Raw genomic sequence first — 16,281 nt, 5'->3', positions numbered from 1 at the left:
CCGAAAGGACTCACGACGCGTGATGCCGCGAGAGAAGGAAGCAATATGGCGTAGGTGAAAACCAGCGCCGAGGCGGTGAAGCCGGCTTCGCGGCTACTCGCAGAGCACCCGTATCGAAGGCGGAATCGCCACGGCCCGGATCCCACCGCCCTCGCGCTTCGCCGCGAAGATGCGCACCTCTTCGCACTCCAGGATCAGGTCCTCCCCGCGCGTCACGCGGTAGGTCTGCACGAAGCTCTTCTCGCGCCACTCGGGGATGCGCACCGCAACGCTCAGCGTGTCGCCGTAGCTCGCGGACTTCACGAAGCGCGTATGCGTGTCGACCAGCGGCGTGCCGATCACGCCCAGCGTCTGCGTGGTTTCCTCCCAGCGCGGCACGCCGCATTCGGCGAAGAAGTGGCGCGAGGCCGCGTCGATCCAGCGGAAGAAGTTGGGAAACCAGACGATGCCGGCGGGGTCGCAGTCGCCGAACTCCACGCGCACGGTGTAGACGACTTCCCTGGTTGCAGTGGTGCTTGTATTGCTCATCAGCCCATTCTCGTCGGCAGCCACAAGGCAATGATGGGGAACGCGATCAGGATCACCAGCCGAATGATGTCGGTCACGATGAACGGCAGCACGCCCTTGAAGATGGTGGTGAAGCTCACGTCCTTCACCACGCTCTTGATGACGAACACGTTCATGCCCACCGGCGGGTGGATGAGCCCCAGTTCCACCGTCATCACGATGATCGCGCCGAACCAGATGGGGTCGAAGCCCAGGTGCACGATCACCGGGTAGATGATCGGCACGGTGAGGATGATCATCGCCATTGCGTCCATCAGGCAGCCCAGCACCAGGTACATGAGCATGATGAGCGCGAGCACGCCGTAGCGGCCGATGCCCAGGCCGGTGAGGAATTCGGTGAGCTTCTGCGGGCTCTGCGTGATGGTGAGGAAGTAGCCGAACAGCAGCGCGCCGATCAGCACCGTGAACACCGCCGCCGCCGTGCGCGTGGCCGACAGCAGCGCTTCGCGGATCTTCGGGCCGTCGAGCTTGCGCCGCACCAGCCCGAGGATGAACGCGCCGCTCGCGCCCACGCCGCCGGCCTCGGTCGGCGTGAAGAAGCCGCCGTAGAGGCCGCCGATGACGAACACGAACAGCACCAGCGGCGCCCACACGTTCTTCAAATCCTTCAGGCGCTCCGACCACGGCTTGACCTCGCCGCCGGGCAGCCAGCCAGGCCGCGTCTTCACGATGACCGCGATGGTCAGCACGTACATGGCCATCGCGAGGATGCCCGGCACGATGCCCGCCATGAAGAGCTTGCCGATGTCCTGCTGCGTGAGGATGGCGTACACCGCAAGCACGGTCGATGGTGGCAATATCGCGCCCAGCGTGCCGCCCGCGGCGATCACGCCGGTGGAGAACGACTGCGGGTAGTTGAAGCGGCGCATCTCCGGATAGGCCACCGCAGAGAACGTGGCGGCCGTGGCCACCGACGATCCGCAGATTGCTGCGAAACCGCCGCAGGCCACCACGGTGGCCACGCCCAGCCCGCCGCGCAGGTGGCCGATCATCGAGTTGGCGGCCTTGAAGAGCTCGCGGCTCACGCCCGAGACCGACACCAGCGCCCCCATCAGCATGAACATCGGGATCACGCCGAAGGTGTAGTCGGTCACGGTGCGCATGGAGGTCTGGCCCACTAGCTTCAGCGCGGGCCCGGGGCCGACGAGGTAGCTGTAGCCCACCACGCCCACCAGGCCCATCGCCATGCCGACTGGCACGCGCAACAGCATCAATACGAAAAGGGCGACGAAGCCCAACACTGCGACTGCATCGGGGCTCATTCGTCGGCCTTCTGTTCTGCGTGAACTTCTTCGAGTTGTTCGGGATGGAAGATGAGCCGGTAGGTGCGGATGGCGATCAGCAGCACGGCGCAGACGTCGCCGGCCCAGGCCACGGCGTAGAACGGCCAGGTCGGGATGTTGAGGTCGTAGGTCTGCACGTTGTCGACGTAGGTGCCGCGCACCTTGTCGAACAGCATGATGGTCTGCACCGCCACCACGAAGAGCAGCACCAGCGTGGCGAACACGTCGATCACGCGCTTCATGCGCGGGCCCGCCGCCGTCCACAACAGGTCGACCGTGATGTGGCCGCCGCGGTAGCTGGTGGCCGCGATGCCCCAGAAGATCAGGATGCCCAGCAGCATGCGGCCGAAGTCGTAGGCGTCGGGGATCGAGGTGTCGAAGAACTTGCGCAGCACCACGGCCACGAAGATGTTGAGCGCGACGATTCCGACGAAGATGGCGGCAAGCCATTCAATCGTATTGATCGCACGGTCCATGTAACTGGCAGAGCGTGTCGCCATGGGGCTGCGTCTTTCTTGCAAAAAGCCCCGCACTTGGCGGGGCGCGGGTCATCAGAGAGCGGACTTGTATTTGCTAAGGCTGGCCTTCAGCGCATCCATCACGGCCTTCGGGTCTTCGCCGACCTTCTTCACGCCCTCGGCCCACTGCGCTTCGGAAGGAGCCGCCGCCTTGCGCCATGCATCCAGTTGCTCGGGCGTGAGCTTGTAGATCTCGTGCCCCGACAGCGCAGCCATCTTGGCGCGGCCGCCGAACTCGAAGTCGGCCCACGGGCCCGCCACCTTCTGCGCCCACTCGCTGGTGCAGTGATCGTCGATCACCTTCTTCTGCGCGGTGGACATCGCGTCGTACTTGCCCTTGTTCATCACCCACACGAAGGGCGTGACGTACAGCGGCACGTCCATGTGGTACTTCACCACCTTGTCGATGCCGAACAGGCCGATGGAGCCCCACGGGAAGGTGATGGCGTCGGCCACGCCGCGCTCCAGCATGTCGCGCGATTCGGGCGCCGAGGCCTGCACGTTGGTGCCGCCCAGCGAGGTGATGAGCTGGCCCACGGTGCTGGTGGCCGGGCGCACCTTCATGCCCTTGATGTCGCCGGGCACGGTGATCTTCTTGCGCGAGTGGAAGGTGCCCGGGTCGTGCACGAAGGCGAAGCAGTACTTCACGTCCTTCATTTCCTTGGCCGCGTAGTTGCGGTACCAGGCGTCGATGGCTGCCGAGCCTTCCTTGCCGTTGGCGAACAGGAAGGGCAGCGAGGCACCCGCCATCACCGGGAAGCGGCCCGGCTGGTAGCCCGGGTTCACGTACGAGAAGTCGGCGATGCCGTCGCGCGCCATGTCGTAGTGGTCGAAGGCTTTGCCCAGCTGCTCCGACGGGAAAAGGATCGCGGTGATGGTGCCGCCCGATTCCTTCTTGATGTCGTCGGCCCACGCCTGCAGCGCGGGGTTGAGCGGGTGCTGCGCGGGCACCCAGCTCGATAGCTTGAGTTGCACCGGCTTGTCCTGCGCCTGCGCGGATGGTGCAACCAGCGCCAGGGCTGCGGTGGCCGCTGCAAGGCTCAAGGCCAAGCGGCGGGACGGGAGGGGTTGGCGAGTGGCTTTCATGGTCTCCTTCGTTGTGTCGTGTGTCTCTGCGAGCGAATCCGCAATCTAGGCAGCCGCGTGCGCGGGGTAAATGGAGGCTTTCCCGTGCGTCGGCACGGATGTATGCGCCGCGTGTCCGGCTTGTTCGATCTGCGAACGCGGTGCATGCATTTCGACGTGCCTGCGCCCGAGTTCGCCGACGCGCGAGGCGCCCAGCAAGGTCATCGTGCGCTCGGTTTCCTGCGCGAGCAGCTGCAGCACCGAGAGCGCGCCCTGTTCGCCGTCGCATGCGAGGCCATAGACAGGTGCGCGACCGACGAGCACCGCATTGGCCCCGAGCGCGAGCGCCTTGACGATGTCGCTGCCGCGCCGCATGCCGCTGTCCACCAGCACCGGGATGCACCCGCCGACCGCATCGAGCATGGCCGGCAGCGCGGCGATGGTGGCCGGCGCGGCATCGAGCTGCCGCCCGCCGTGGTTGGAGACCACGATGCCGTCCGCGCCGTGGCGCAGCGCACGCCGTGCGTCCTCGGCACCCAGCAGGCCCTTCACGAGCAGCGGCCGGTCCCAGAGCTTGCGCAGCCAGGGCAGGCTGTCCCAGGTCAGCGTGCGGTCCATGGCGCGCGAGAGCAGCGCGGCCTGCGTCTGCGCGGAGACCGGTGCCCCGTCGTCTTCATCCGGCAGCAGGTTCGCGAACTGCGGCATGCCGCCGCCGGCCAGCCGCAGCAGCCACGCGGGGTGCCGCGCCATGTCGAGCACGGTGCCGGGCGTGAGTCGCATCGGCACGCGAAAGCCGTGACGCAGGTCGCGTTCGCGAAGGCCGCTGACGGGCACGTCCACCGTGAGCACGAGCGCCTCGAAGCCCGCATTGCGTGCGCGGCGCACGATGCGCTCCGCAATGGCGCGCTCGCCCATCACGTAGAGCTGCATCCACAGCGTGGCCTCGGGCGCGGCGCTGCGCACGTCCTCGATGCGCGTGTTCGAGGCCGTGGAAAGAATGAAGGGCACGCCCGCCCCCTGCGCGGCGCCGGCCAGCAAGGCGTCGGCGCGCGGCCGCACGAGGCCGGCCAGCCCGATGGGCGCGATGGCGAAAGGGGCGCGCCAGCGGCGGCCGAAGAGCTCGGTGCCGATGTCCACCTTGCTGGTGTCGCGCAGGCATTCGGGAATGAGCGGCAGCGCGTCGAGCGCGTCGCGGTTGCGCTGAAGGCAGCGCTCGTCTTCCGCGCCGCCGTCGATGTAGTCGAACACCAGCCGTGGCAGCGCGCGACGGGCGCGGCGGCGGTAGTCCTCGACGTTGAGCAGCAGCGTCATCGCGATGGGCCTCGTCTCAGGCGCCGCCGGTGGGCTTGCGCTTCATCCAGCGGATGGGCTGGGCCTTGATGGGGCGCGCGGGCGCGCCGTGCTCGCGCAGCGTGGCATCGAGCGCCTTGCCCGCATCGTCGGCGAGCGCGGCCGTGCGGGCGGCGGCCACGGACAGCGCGCGTTCGGCCGGCGCGACGCCGGGCTGCACGGCAAGGTGCCCGATCAAGTGCAGCAGGTTTTCCTTGCCGCGCTCGTTGGTGCTGCCGTAGCCCTTGATGAGCCTGCCGCACAGCGCGAGTTCATGGCCCAGCGTCCAGGTCTCGCGTGTGCCGGCTTCCACCGCGGTGAGCCAGCGCTCGATGAGAGCCTGCTCTTCCGCAAAGCGGCTGCCGCGCCGGCGCAGCCAGCGCAGCGAAGCCAGCAGCCGCAGCGAAGCCATGCCGAACACCGAATGGCTGCCCACCTTCAGCGGCAGCGCCCACGGCGCGAGGCCGCGCGACTGGCGGTCGCGGTCCCAAGCCGTGACGCGGTTGGCGAGCGACGGTGGCAGCAGCGCCGCGAACTCGGCCGCGCCGGGCTTGAAGTGGTCGTAGACCTTCACGATGTCTTCCTCGCCGGCACGCACCTCGCGCCGAACGCGCTGCGACCGGCTCGCGCGGCCCTTGAGCGCGGCCACGCGCACGATGTCGTCGAAGGCCATCCACAGCGCGAGCCAGCGCGCGGCCTCGCGGGTGACGGCGAAGCCCCGCGCGCCGGCCGGATCGGCGGCGCGCTCGGCGTCGAGCACGCGGCCCAGCCGCTCGGCGTAGAGCGAGGCATAGGCGGCGTCCTGGTAGTCGAGCACGCGGGCGTGGCCCAGCGCGAGCATGTCGTGCACGGCCGGCGGAAAGCGCCGTGCGAGGTCGGCGGGAAGGGCGGCTGCGGGTGGCGGAGCGTCGTTACCGTCGCCGGCCAGTACGCTGCTGACGAAGGCGGCCTGCGCGCGCGGGGCGTTGACAGCCTCGAAGGCCGAGGCGAAGCCGCGCAGGCTGGCGGCGGCCATCTTGCTCAGCTTCTCTGGCGCGCTGGTGTCGCCGCCGCGCACCACGTGCTCGTAGGCTTCGCGCGGGAACGGGAACAGCCCGCTGCCAGCGATGGCGCCCAGCATCACCGCGCTGACCACCGTGCCGCTCTCGCGTGCGATGGCGTTCATGTCGAACACATGGTGCTCGCGGCTGAAGGCCTTGACCACGTCGAGCAGCTGCTGCGCGTCGGCCCGGCCGTCGCCGAGCTGCATGCGCTCGGCCGTCGTGAAGATGCGCGCCGAGGAGCTGATGACCAGCGTGCGCTGCGGCGCGCTCATGCCGTTGCCGATCTGGCGCGCGGTCTCCAGCAGCTCCGAGGAGACGATGGCGTCCAGCGCGCCCGGCACCGGGCTCAGGCTGAATACGGGGCGCCTGCCGCCGAGCTGCGCGAGCGGCACGGGGAAGACTTCGATGTAGTAGGTGGTGGCGCCGGTGCGCTGCGCCACGCCGGGAATCGAGGTGCTCTGCGCCGCATAGCCCGCATGGCGCGCGGTGTCGACCAGCCATTCGGTGAGCACGCCGCCGCCTTCGCCGCCGAGGGCGCAGACGAGCAGGGTGATGGGGCGGGTGTGGTCCATGGTTCGGTTCATCGAGTCGCTTGTGTTCTTGTCGTTTTCGGATGACTGTTGCTGGCCCTCCCCTCGGGGAGAGGGGAAAAGAGGGGTGTGGTCATGCAGGCTGCAGCGCGCGAACGAAGGCGCCGCGCAAACCATGCAAGAGCCGCTCATGCCACTTCGGGTTCTGCACCACCTCCGCCCGGTAGAAGCTCGGGCACAGCGTGGCCGCATGCGCGTTCGCGCCGCACAGGCCGCAGCCCACGCAGCCGTCGATCACGGTGGCCACGGGGTCCACCTTCAGCGGATCGGGGTTGTCGCGCAGCGTGAGCGTGGGGCAGCCCGACAGGCGGATGCAGGCGTGGTCGCCGTTGCACACGTCCTCGTCGACGCCGTACTTCACGCGCACCACGCGCTCGCCTTTCTTGAGCAGGCTGGCGATCCACGGCTTGATGCGGCGCTGGCGCTCGAGCTGGCATTCGCCCTCGGCGATCACCACCTTCAGTCCGTCGAAGTCGCTGGTGAGCGCCTCGGTCAGCGTCTTGCGCATGCGCTCCACGTCGTAGGTGGTCACGGTGCGCGTCCACTGCACGCCCAGGCCCTTGAGCGTGGCCTCGATGGTCTGGTTCTTGTCGACCAGGCTCTGCTGCTTGTCCTCGGCGCGTTCCTTGATCTCGTCGTCGGGCGTGGAGATGATGTCCTGCGTGCCGGTGGCGGAGGTGTAGCCGTTCTTGAAGATCAGCAGCACCGCATCGTCGCCGTTGAAGAGCGCGCTCTGCACGCCCGTGAGCAGCCCGTTGTGCCAGAAGCCGCCGTCGCCCATGATCGAAAGCGTGCGCCGGTTCATCATCGGCGCCACGCCCGCGCGGCTCGCGAGGCTCATGCCGTAGCCGAGGATGGAGTGGCCCATCGAGAAGGGCTCGAAGGTGCCGAAGGCGTGGCAGCCGATGTCGGCGGCCACGTGCACCGGCCCGGTCTCCTGCTGCGCGAGCTTGAGCGCGGAGAACACCGCCCGCTCCGGGCAGCCGACGCAGAAGCTCGGCGGCCGGTTGGGCAGCGGCGAGTTCAGCCGGCGCGCCACGGCCTCGCGGCGCTCGCGGTTGCCCGCGAGCCAGGCCTGGGCAGAGGAGGATGCCTCGTCCGCCTCGATGTACTTCGCGGCGAAGGCGCCGATGCCGTCGGAGAGCGCCTCCACGCCGTACTCGCCCGCGGAGGGCAGCATGTCCTTGCCGTGCAGCGGCGTCTGGATGTCGCGCCGGCGCAGCAGCGTGGCGATGTCCTGCTCGATGTACTCGGGCTGGCCTTCCTCCACCACCAGCACCGCGCGCTTGCCCACGCAGAAGTCGGCGACCTGTTCGGGCACCAGCGGGTAGGTCACGTTGAGCACCAGGATCGGGATGTCCGTCTGGCCGAAGGCATCGGCCAGCCCATGCTGCTGGAGGCTGCGGATCAGCGCGTTGTAGAGCCCGCCCTGCACCACGATGCCCAGGTTGGCATGGCGGCCGCCGGGCATCAGCTCGTTGAGGCCGTGCTCGGCGATGTAGCTGCGCGCGGCCGGAATGCGCGCATCGCCCTTGAGCTTCTCGTGCCTGAAGGTGACGGGCGGATGCGCGAGGCGCATGTAGTCGAAGCCGGCGGGCTCTTCCATCAGCGCGCGGGTGGAGACGGCGGGCCGCACGTTGTCCTTGCACTCGAAGCTGCCGCGCACGTGGCAGGTGCGGATGCGCAGCTCCATCAGGCAGGGCATGTTCGAGCTTTCCGAGAGGCGGAAGCCTTCCTCCACCATGCGCACCATCACGCCGAGATCGGGCCTGGGGTCGAGCAGGCACATGCTCGACTTGAGGGCGTAGGCGTGCGTGCGCTCCTGGATCACGCTGGCGCCCTCGCCGTAGTCCTCGCCCACCACGACGAGCACGCCGCCGGTCACGCCTGGCGACGACAGGTTCGACAGCGCGTCGGCCGCCACGTTGGTGCCGACGATGGACTTCCACGTCACGGCGCCGCGCAGCGGGTAGTGGATGGAGGCGCCGAGCATGGCCGCGGCCGAGGCCTCGTTGGAGCAGGCCTCGACGTGAACGCCCAGCTCGTCCATGTAGGCCTTGCCCTGGACCATCACGTCGAGCAGGTGCGACACGGGCGCGCCCTGGTAGCCGCCGACGTAGGCCACGCCCGACTGCAGCAGGCCCTTGGTGATCGCGAGGATGCCCTCGCCGTGGAAGGTGTCGCCCGCGCCGAGGCGCAGCATCTCCACTTCCTTGCTGAATGAAACTTCCATCTTGTCTCTGTCTCTTCTTTGTTCTGGGGCCCGGTGAGGACGCGGGAGTGTGGGGAGTGTGGTCGGCGGTGCGCCATACCTCAATAAAATGAGGCAGCTATCCAATATGAACACGGTGCATATCGACACGGTCGACCTCAACCTGCTGCGGCTCTTCGATGCGGTCTACCGCGCGCGCAGCGTGAGCCGCGCCGCCGAGGCGCTCGGCCTGACGCAGCCGGCTGCCAGCCACGGCCTGACCCGGCTGCGCCTGCTGCTGGGCGACGCGCTCTTCACCCGCACCCCCGGCGGCGTGGCGCCCACGCCGCGCGCCGACCGCCTGGCGGTGGCCGTGCAGGCGGCGCTGGCCACGCTGGAGGAGGCCCTGCACGAGCCCGACCGCTTCGAGCCGCAGGTGTCGCGCAAGACCTTCCGCATCCACATGAGCGACATCGGCGAAGGGCGCTTCCTGCCGGCCCTGATGGCGCGGCTGCGCGAACTGTCGCCCGGGGTGCGGGTCGAGACCATGCCGCTGGCGCCGGGCGACATCGCCGCCGGCCTCGACAGCGGCAAGGTCGACTTCGCCTTCGGCTTCCTGCCCGGCGTGAAGGACACCCAGCGCGCCCAGCTGCTGAAGGACCGCTACATCGTGCTGCTGCGCAAGGACCACCCCTTCGTCAGGCGCAGGCGCAGCGGGCAGGCGCTGCTGGAGGCCCTGCAGGAGCTCGACTACGTGGCGGTGCGCACGCATGCCGAGACGCTGCGCATCCTGCAGCTGCTCAACCTGGAAGACCGGCTGCGGCTGACGACGGAGCACTTCATGGTGCTGCCGGCCATCGTGCGCGCGACCGACCTGGCGGTGGTGATGCCGCGCAACATCGCACGGGGCTTCGCGCAGGAGGGCGGCTACGCCATCGTGGAGCCGCCCTTTCCGCTGCGCGACTTCACCGTGTCGCTGCACTGGAGCAAGCGCTTCGAGGCCGACCCGGGAAACCGCTGGCTCAGGCAGGTCATCACGGAGCTGTTCTCCGAGCGGGCGTAGCCGGCGCCCCGCCTGCCGCGGGCCGGCGAGAAAGAAACGGGCGACCGGCCAACGTTTTTCCGGGAATGGACGTTGAGCGTTCATTCCCTGGTCAGGCTCGCCGTGCCACGATCCGCCCGACATGAAAAAACTCATCCCCTCATTCCTGCGACACGTGGGCCCCGGCGTCGTCACCGGTGCGGCCGACGACGACCCCTCGGGCATCGCCACCTACACCCAGGCCGGTGCCCAGTTCGGCACGGGGCTGCTGTGGACGGTGTTCCTGTCGCTGCCCTTCATGGTGGCGATCCAGCTGGTGTCGGCGCGCATCGGGCGAGTCACGGGCAAGGGCGTGGCGGCCAACCTGCGCGAGCACATGCCGCGCGGCTTGCTGATCGTGCTGGTGTCGCTGCTGGTGGTGGCCAACACCATCAACATCGCGGCCGACATCGCCGCCATGGGCGAGGCGCTGCAGCTGGTGGTGGGCGGCGGGGCGCACTTCCATTCGCTGGTGTTCGGCGTGGTGACGGTGCTGCTGCAGGTGTTCGTTCCCTACCGCAGGCTGGCCCACATCCTCAAGTGGCTCACGCTCACGCTGTTCGCCTACGTGGCGGCGGTGTTCTCGGTGCATGTGCCCTGGGCGCAGGTGCTGCACGACCTAGTGGTGCCACGGCTCCAGTGGCGCGGCGACTACTGGATGATGATCGTGGCGCTGCTGGGCACCACCATCTCGCCGTACCTCTTCTTCTGGCAGGCGTCGCAGGAGGTGGAGGAGCTGCGGCTCAAGGGCGGCCGCAAGGGCTCCGAGCAGGAGGTGCGGCACGACCTGAAGCGGGTGCGGCTTGACACCTGGATGGGCATGACCTTCTCCAACCTGATCGCCTTCTTCGTAATGGTGGTGGGAGCGGCGGTGCTGTACGCGGCCGGAGTGCACGACGTGACCTCCGCCGCCCAGGCCGCCGAGGCGCTGCGCCCGCTGGCCGGCGACTTCGCGTTCCTGCTGTTCGCCGGCGGCATCATCGCCACCGGGCTGCTGGCTGTTCCGGTGCTCGCGTCCTCGGCAGCCTATGCAGTGGCCGAGGCCTTCGGCTGGGAAGAGGGGCTGGAGCGGCACTGGCGCGAGGCCAAGGAGTTCTACGCGATCATCGCCGTGGCCACGCTGGTGGGCACGGCGCTCGACTTCACGCCCATCGACCCCATGAAGGCGCTCTACTGGAGCGCCGTCATCAACGGCGTCGTGGCCGTGCCGATCATGGCGGCCATGATGATCCTCGTGACCCGCGAGAAGGTCATGGGCGTCTTCACCTCGGGCCGCCGCACCCGCTGGCTGGGCTGGGGCGGCACCGCGCTGATGGGCTTCGCGGCGCTGATGATGGGGTGGGACCTGGTGCGCTGAAGAGGGCCCCGGGCGCGGCGCGGTATTCTCGGAGCCCGCTTTCTGGCGTTTTTTCGCTTCCCGTTCCCCGCTCCCGCCGCCTTCCCCGCTCCCGAATGTCCGTTCCGTCCGTAGCGCTGCGCGTTTTCCGCGCGCGCCTCTCACACCCTGCGCTTCCTTCCGCCGCACCCTGAGGCCTCCTGCGGTGCAAGCGATCCTTTCCCAGGCCGGCCCCGTGCTGGTCTTCATGGCCTGCGTGGCGCTGGCCACCTATGCGCAGAACCTCACTGGCTTCGCGTTCAGCCTGATCCTGCTCGGGCTGGTGTCGGTGCTGCACGTCGCCAGCGTGGGCGACACGGCCAATGCGGCCACGGTGCTGAGCCTCATCAACGCCTGGACGTATTTCCGCGCCCGGCCGGGCGTGGTGCCCTGGCAGCTGATGAAGCCGGCGCTCAACGGCAGCACGGTGGGCGTGATCGTCGGCCTGATGCTCCTGACCTGGCTCAGCGGCGGCGCGGTCGACTGGCTGCGCGGGCTGCTGGGCGTGTCGATCCTGGGCTGCGCGGTGCTGCTGGTGCTGCAGGCGAAGCCGCTGCCGGTGGTGTCGGGAAGCAGGAGCTTCGCCGTCATCGGCGGGCTGTCGGGCGTGCTGGGCGGGCTGTTCTCCAGCTCGGGGCCGCCCATCGTCTTCCACATGTACCGCCAGCCGCTGGACCGCGAGCTGGTGCGCCGCGCGCTGCTGCTGATGTTCGCCTTCAACTCGCTGGTGCGGCTGGTGATCGTGGTGCCCACGGGGCATTTCTCGCTGCGCTCGGCGCTGCTGGCCGGCTGCGCGATGCCGGTGGTCTACGGCGTGACGCGGCTGCACCACCGCCTGCCCAACAAGCTGCAGCCGCGCACGCTCAAGTGGCTGGTCGGCGGGCTGCTCGCGGTGGCGGGCTCCACGCTGGTGGCCACCGCCTGGGTGGCCATCGCGCAACGCTGAACCTCGCCCCGGTGCCTCCCAAGATCGCCGAGTGGCCCGGGAATTGCAACCCCCACGCAAGGGTTTCCCCGTACGTGGCATACCGGCCCCCACATACGCGTTATGGGCACCCGCGTATGCAAGAGGCCGGACAAGCCGCTAACGTCCATGACTGACCCACGAAGGGTCGCCCACGAGCCCTAAAAGCATGAGCACCGACAGCAGCAAGATTCAACCGATCCGCTTCTTCCATCGCGGAAAGATCGTCGACGTCACCGGCGTCCATCCGACCCGTTCCGTGCTCGACTGGCTGCGCGAGGACGCCCGCTGCACCGGCACCAAGGAAGGCTGCAACGAAGGCGACTGCGGCGCCTGCACCGTCGTCATCGGCGAGCTGGCCACCGACCCCCAGGCCCCCGGCACCGTCGACGGCCTGAGCCTGCAGACCGTCAACGCCTGCATCCAGTTCCTGCCCACGCTGCACGGCAAGGCCCTGTTCACGGTCGAAGACCTCAAGGCGCAGGCGCAGTGCCTGCCGAAGACGCAGACCGGCAGCAACGGCAAGCACCCGGTTCACACGCTGCACCCCGTCCAGCAGGCCATGGTCGACTGCCACGGCTCCCAGTGCGGCTTCTGCACGCCCGGCTTCGTGATGTCGCTGTGGGCCAGCTACGAGCACCACCAGGCCGAAGGCACCCAGCCCACCCGCCAGCAACTGGCCGACGAACTCTCGGGCAACCTGTGCCGCTGCACCGGCTACCGCCCCATCGTCGACGCCGGCCAGCGCATGTTCGACCTGCCCGCCGTGCGCCTCGAGACCCAACCCGTGGTCGCCGCGCTCACCGCGCTGAAGAACGAGGGCTTCGACTACGCCGCCCCGCTGGGCGCGCGCATCGACCACTTCCACGCCCCGAAGACGCTGGCCCAGCTCGCCGCCCTGCGCGAACAGAAGCCGCGCGCGCAGCTGCTGGCCGGTTCCACCGACGTGGGCCTGTGGGTCAACAAGCAGTTCCGCGACCTGGGCGACATCATCTACGTGGGCGACGTGGCCGAGCTGAAGACCATCGAGGACCGCCCGGACAACGGTGGTGAGCTTTACATCGGCGCCGGCGCCTCGCTCGAATCCGCCTTCGCCGCGCTGGTGGACCGCGTGCCCAGCCTCGCCGAGGTGTGGCTGCGCTTCGCCTCGCCGCCGATCCGCCATGCAGGAACCATGGGCGGCAACGTGGCCAACGGCTCGCCCATCGGCGATTCGCCGCCGGTGCTGATGTCGCTCGACGCGCAGATCGAGCTGCGCCGCGGCGAAGTGGTGCGCCGCATGCCGCTGCCCGATTTCTACCTGGACTACATGAAGAACCAGCTGCAGCCGGGCGAGTTCGTTCTGGGGCTGGCCGTTCCGCATGCCGCGATGACGCGGCAGGTGCGCGCCTACAAGATCAGCAAGCGCTTCGATTGCGACATCTCGGCGTTGTGCGCGGGCTTCGCCATCGAGCTCGAGGCGGGCAGCGACACGGTGAAGGCCGTACGCCTGGCCTTCGGCGGCATGGCCGCGACGGTCAAGCGTGCCGCGAACGCCGAGGCCGCATTGGTCGGCAAGCCGTGGACGCAGGCCAGCGTCGCCACCGCCAAGCTCGCGCTGGCGCAGGACTTCAAGCCGCTGTCGGACATGCGCGCATCGGCCGACTACCGGCTGCTGGTGGCGCAGAACCTCATCCAGCGCCTTTGGCTCGAAACGCGCGCCGAAGACGCGCTGCCGATCGAGGAAACCAGCGTCTGGAGCGTGATGCCCCATGCCGTCAACGCGGCGGCGCAAGGAGTCTGACCATGAACAAACCCATCGACGCCCGCCTGCTGCAGCCCGCCGAGGCCTTCGCCGACTACCTGGCCAACACCGCCGCCCGCATCGACGTGGGCGCCGAGGCGCTGGCGCACGAGCGCGGCATGCGCGTGGGCATCAGCCGCCCGCACGAGTCGGCCCATCTGCACGTGGCCGGAGAGGCCACCTACATCGACGACATTCCCGAGCTCGCCGGCACGCTGCACTGCGCGCTGGGGCTTTCGCCGGCGGCCAACGGGCGCGTCACGGCGATCTCGCTGGACGCCATCCGCGCGATGCCGGGCGTGGTCGCGGTCATCACGGCCAACGACATTCCGGGCACCAACGACTGCGGCTCGATCATCCATGACGACCCCATCCTGCTGCCGGTGAACGACGGCGGCGAGATCCGCTACCTCGGTCAGCCGGTGTTCGCCGTGATCGCGGAGACGCGCGACGCCGCGCGCCGCGCCGCCGCGAAGGCCAAGGACGCGCTGACCATCGAGGCGCAGCCGCCCGTGCTCACGCCGCAGGCCGCACACGAGCGCGGCCAGTACGTGGTGCCGCCGATGCACATCGTGCGCAGCGGCGGTGCCGCCAACGAGGGCGACGAGGCGGCCGTGCGCGCCGCCATCGCCGCGGCGCCGCACCGCCACAAGGCCACCTTCGACGTGGGCGGGCAGGAGCAGTTCTACCTGGAAGGCCAGATCAGCTACGCCATTCCGAAGGAAGGCGGCGCGCTGCACATCCACTGCTCCACGCAGCATCCGAGCGAGATGCAGCACCTGGTGGCGCATGCGCTGCACCTGCAGTCGAACGAGGTGCACGTCGAATGCCGGCGCATGGGCGGCGGCTTCGGCGGCAAGGAGTCGCAGTCGGCGCTCTTCGCCTGCGTGGCCGCCATCGCGGCACGGCAGCTGCAGCGCCCGGTGAAGCTGCGGCTGGACCGCGACGACGACTTCATGGTCACCGGCCGGCGCCATTGCTTCTGGTACGAGTACGAAGTGGGCTACGACGGCGAGGGCCGCATCCTCGGCGCGGAGATCGCGATGGTCTCGCGCGCTGGCCACTCGGCCGACCTCTCGGGCCCGGTGATGACCCGCGCGCTGTGCCACTTCGACAACGCCTACTGGCTGCCCAACGTGGCCATGCACGGCTTCTCGGGCAAGACCAACACGCAGAGCAACACGGCCTTCCGCGGCTTCGGCGGTCCGCAGGGCGCCATTGCCATCGAGAACATCCTGGACTCGGTGGCCCGCGCGCTGAAGCGCGACCCGCTGGACGTGCGGCGCGTCAACTTCTACGGCAAGACCGAAAACAACGTCACGCCGTACCGCCAGACCGTGACCGACAACATCGTCCACGAACTCGTGGCCGACCTGGAGGCCAGCAGCGACTACCGCGCGCGTCGCGAGGACATCGCCGCCTTCAACGCGAAGAGCCCGGTGCTCAAGCGCGGGCTGGCGCTGGCGCCGCTGAAGTTCGGCATCTCCTTCAACGTGAAGCACTTCAACCAGGCCGGCGCGCTGGTGCACGTGTACACCGACGGCTCGATCCTGGTGAACCATGGCGGCACCGAGATGGGGCAGGGCCTGAACACCAAGGTGGCCCAGGTGGTGGCGCACGAGCTGGGCGTGAGCTTCGAGCGCGTGCGCGTCACCGCCACCGACACGACCAAGGTGGCGAACACCTCGGCCACGGCCGCATCGACCGGCGCCGACCTCAACGGCAAGGCCGCGCAGGACGCGGCGCGCCAGATCAAAGAGCGCCTGGCCGAATGCGCGGCCGAGCGCCACGGCGGCAAGGCGAGCGAAGTGCGCTTTGCCAACGACACGGTCGAGGTCAACGGCCGCTCGCTGGCCTTCAGCACCGTGGTGGGCGAGGCCTACCTCGACCGCAAGCAGCTGTGGTCCGACGGCTTCTATGCCACGCCCGGCCTGAGCTGGGACAAGGACAAGATGCAGGGCCGCCCGTTCTACTACTACGCCTACGGCGCGGCGGTGAGCGAGGTGATCGTGGACACGCTCACCGGCGAATGGAAGCTGCTGCGCGCCGACATCCTGCACGACGCGGGCAAGTCGCTGAACCCGGCGGTGGACATCGGCCAGGTCGAGGGCGCCTTCATCCAGGGCATGGGCTGGCTCACCACCGAGGAGCTGGTGTGGCACCCGCAAAGCGGCAAGCTCACCACGCACGCGCCCAGCACCTACAAGATCCCGACGGCCAACGACTGCCCGCCGGTGTTCAACGTGCGCCTGTTCGAGGGCCAGAACTTCGAGGACTCGATCCACCGCAGCAAGGCCGTGGGCGAGCCGCCGCTCCTGCTGCCGTTCTCGGTGTTCTTCGCGATCCGCGACGCGGTGTCGGCCGCGGGCGGGCACAGGGTCGATCCGCCGCTGAAGGCGCCGGCCACGAGCGAGTCGATTCTTCGCGCCATCACGGTGGTGCAGGCGGCATCGGCCGAATGACCGCGGGCCGTGCTCGCACGGTCCGAGCTT

12 protein-coding genes are annotated in these 16,281 nt (G+C 69.0%); 5 read left to right on the top strand and 7 right to left on the bottom strand.

Translation table 11 applies throughout. From position 1 onward, the window contains the following. Positions 1 to 93: 93 nt before the first annotated feature. From FHT32_RS00740 to FHT32_RS00710, 7 genes are all read right to left on the bottom strand, one after another. Positions 94 to 528: a thioesterase family protein gene (locus FHT32_RS00740; protein ID WP_176662765.1), complete on the bottom strand. Its 435-nt coding sequence runs from the start codon at positions 526 to 528 to the stop codon at positions 94 to 96. Further along, a complete protein-coding gene (locus tag FHT32_RS00735; RefSeq protein ID WP_176662764.1) occupies positions 528 to 1,829 on the bottom strand; it encodes a TRAP transporter large permease in 1,302 nt (433 codons plus the stop codon). Before FHT32_RS00735 ends, FHT32_RS00740 begins: the two co-directional genes overlap by 1 nt. After that, positions 1,826 to 2,350, bottom strand: coding sequence for a TRAP transporter small permease (locus FHT32_RS00730; protein WP_256098829.1), 525 nt, complete (start codon positions 2,348 to 2,350; stop codon positions 1,826 to 1,828). Before FHT32_RS00730 ends, FHT32_RS00735 begins: the two co-directional genes overlap by 4 nt. 51 nt (positions 2,351 to 2,401) lie before the next feature. Further along, positions 2,402 to 3,454: a TRAP transporter substrate-binding protein gene (locus FHT32_RS00725; RefSeq protein ID WP_176662763.1), complete on the bottom strand. Its 1,053-nt coding sequence runs from the start codon at positions 3,452 to 3,454 to the stop codon at positions 2,402 to 2,404. A gap of 45 nt (positions 3,455 to 3,499) precedes the next feature. Then, the gene (locus tag FHT32_RS00720) at positions 3,500 to 4,744 is read right to left on the bottom strand and encodes an alpha-hydroxy acid oxidase (protein ID WP_176662762.1); all 1,245 of its coding nucleotides are present in this window, start codon (positions 4,742 to 4,744) and stop codon (positions 3,500 to 3,502) included. Between the two features lie 16 nt (positions 4,745 to 4,760). Next, a complete protein-coding gene (locus tag FHT32_RS00715; protein WP_176662761.1) occupies positions 4,761 to 6,377 on the bottom strand; it encodes an indolepyruvate oxidoreductase subunit beta family protein in 1,617 nt (538 codons plus the stop codon). A gap of 91 nt (positions 6,378 to 6,468) precedes the next feature. Then, positions 6,469 to 8,628 carry an indolepyruvate ferredoxin oxidoreductase subunit alpha gene (locus tag FHT32_RS00710; RefSeq protein WP_176662760.1) on the bottom strand — a complete coding sequence of 720 codons (2,160 nt, stop codon included), beginning with the start codon at positions 8,626 to 8,628 and terminating at the stop codon, positions 6,469 to 6,471. Positions 8,629 to 8,734: 106 nt separating this feature from the next. Here FHT32_RS00710 and FHT32_RS00705 point away from each other — a divergent pair, with 106 nt between their 5' ends. The 5 genes from FHT32_RS00705 to xdhB all read left to right on the top strand — a co-directional run bounded on the left by FHT32_RS00705 (position 8,735) and on the right by xdhB (position 16,251). Next, positions 8,735 to 9,649 (top strand): LysR family transcriptional regulator, encoded by a 915-nt coding sequence (locus FHT32_RS00705; protein WP_176662759.1) that lies wholly within the window; start codon positions 8,735 to 8,737, stop codon positions 9,647 to 9,649. 121 nt (positions 9,650 to 9,770) lie between these two features. Beyond that, positions 9,771 to 11,024 (top strand): NRAMP family divalent metal transporter, encoded by a 1,254-nt coding sequence (locus tag FHT32_RS00700; RefSeq protein WP_176662758.1) that lies wholly within the window; start codon positions 9,771 to 9,773, stop codon positions 11,022 to 11,024. Positions 11,025 to 11,208: 184 nt separating this feature from the next. Continuing rightward, entirely contained in the window at positions 11,209 to 11,988 is a 780-nt protein-coding gene (locus tag FHT32_RS00695; RefSeq protein ID WP_176662757.1) for a sulfite exporter TauE/SafE family protein, read from the top strand. 187 nt (positions 11,989 to 12,175) lie between these two features. Beyond that, a complete protein-coding gene (xdhA, locus tag FHT32_RS00690) occupies positions 12,176 to 13,789 on the top strand; it encodes a xanthine dehydrogenase small subunit (protein ID WP_176662756.1) in 1,614 nt (537 codons plus the stop codon). Positions 13,790 to 13,791: 2 nt separating this feature from the next. Continuing rightward, entirely contained in the window at positions 13,792 to 16,251 is a 2,460-nt protein-coding gene (gene xdhB, locus FHT32_RS00685) for a xanthine dehydrogenase molybdopterin binding subunit (protein WP_176662755.1), read from the top strand. The last annotated feature ends 30 nt before the right edge of the window (positions 16,252 to 16,281 follow it).

Origin of the sequence: Variovorax sp. SG517 (assembly GCF_013376045.1) — a bacterium.
Taxonomy (GTDB): Bacteria; Pseudomonadota; Gammaproteobacteria; order Burkholderiales; family Burkholderiaceae_C; genus Variovorax.
Note: the sequence above shows the minus strand (reverse complement) of the source record. Positions and strands in the feature narration are given on the sequence as shown.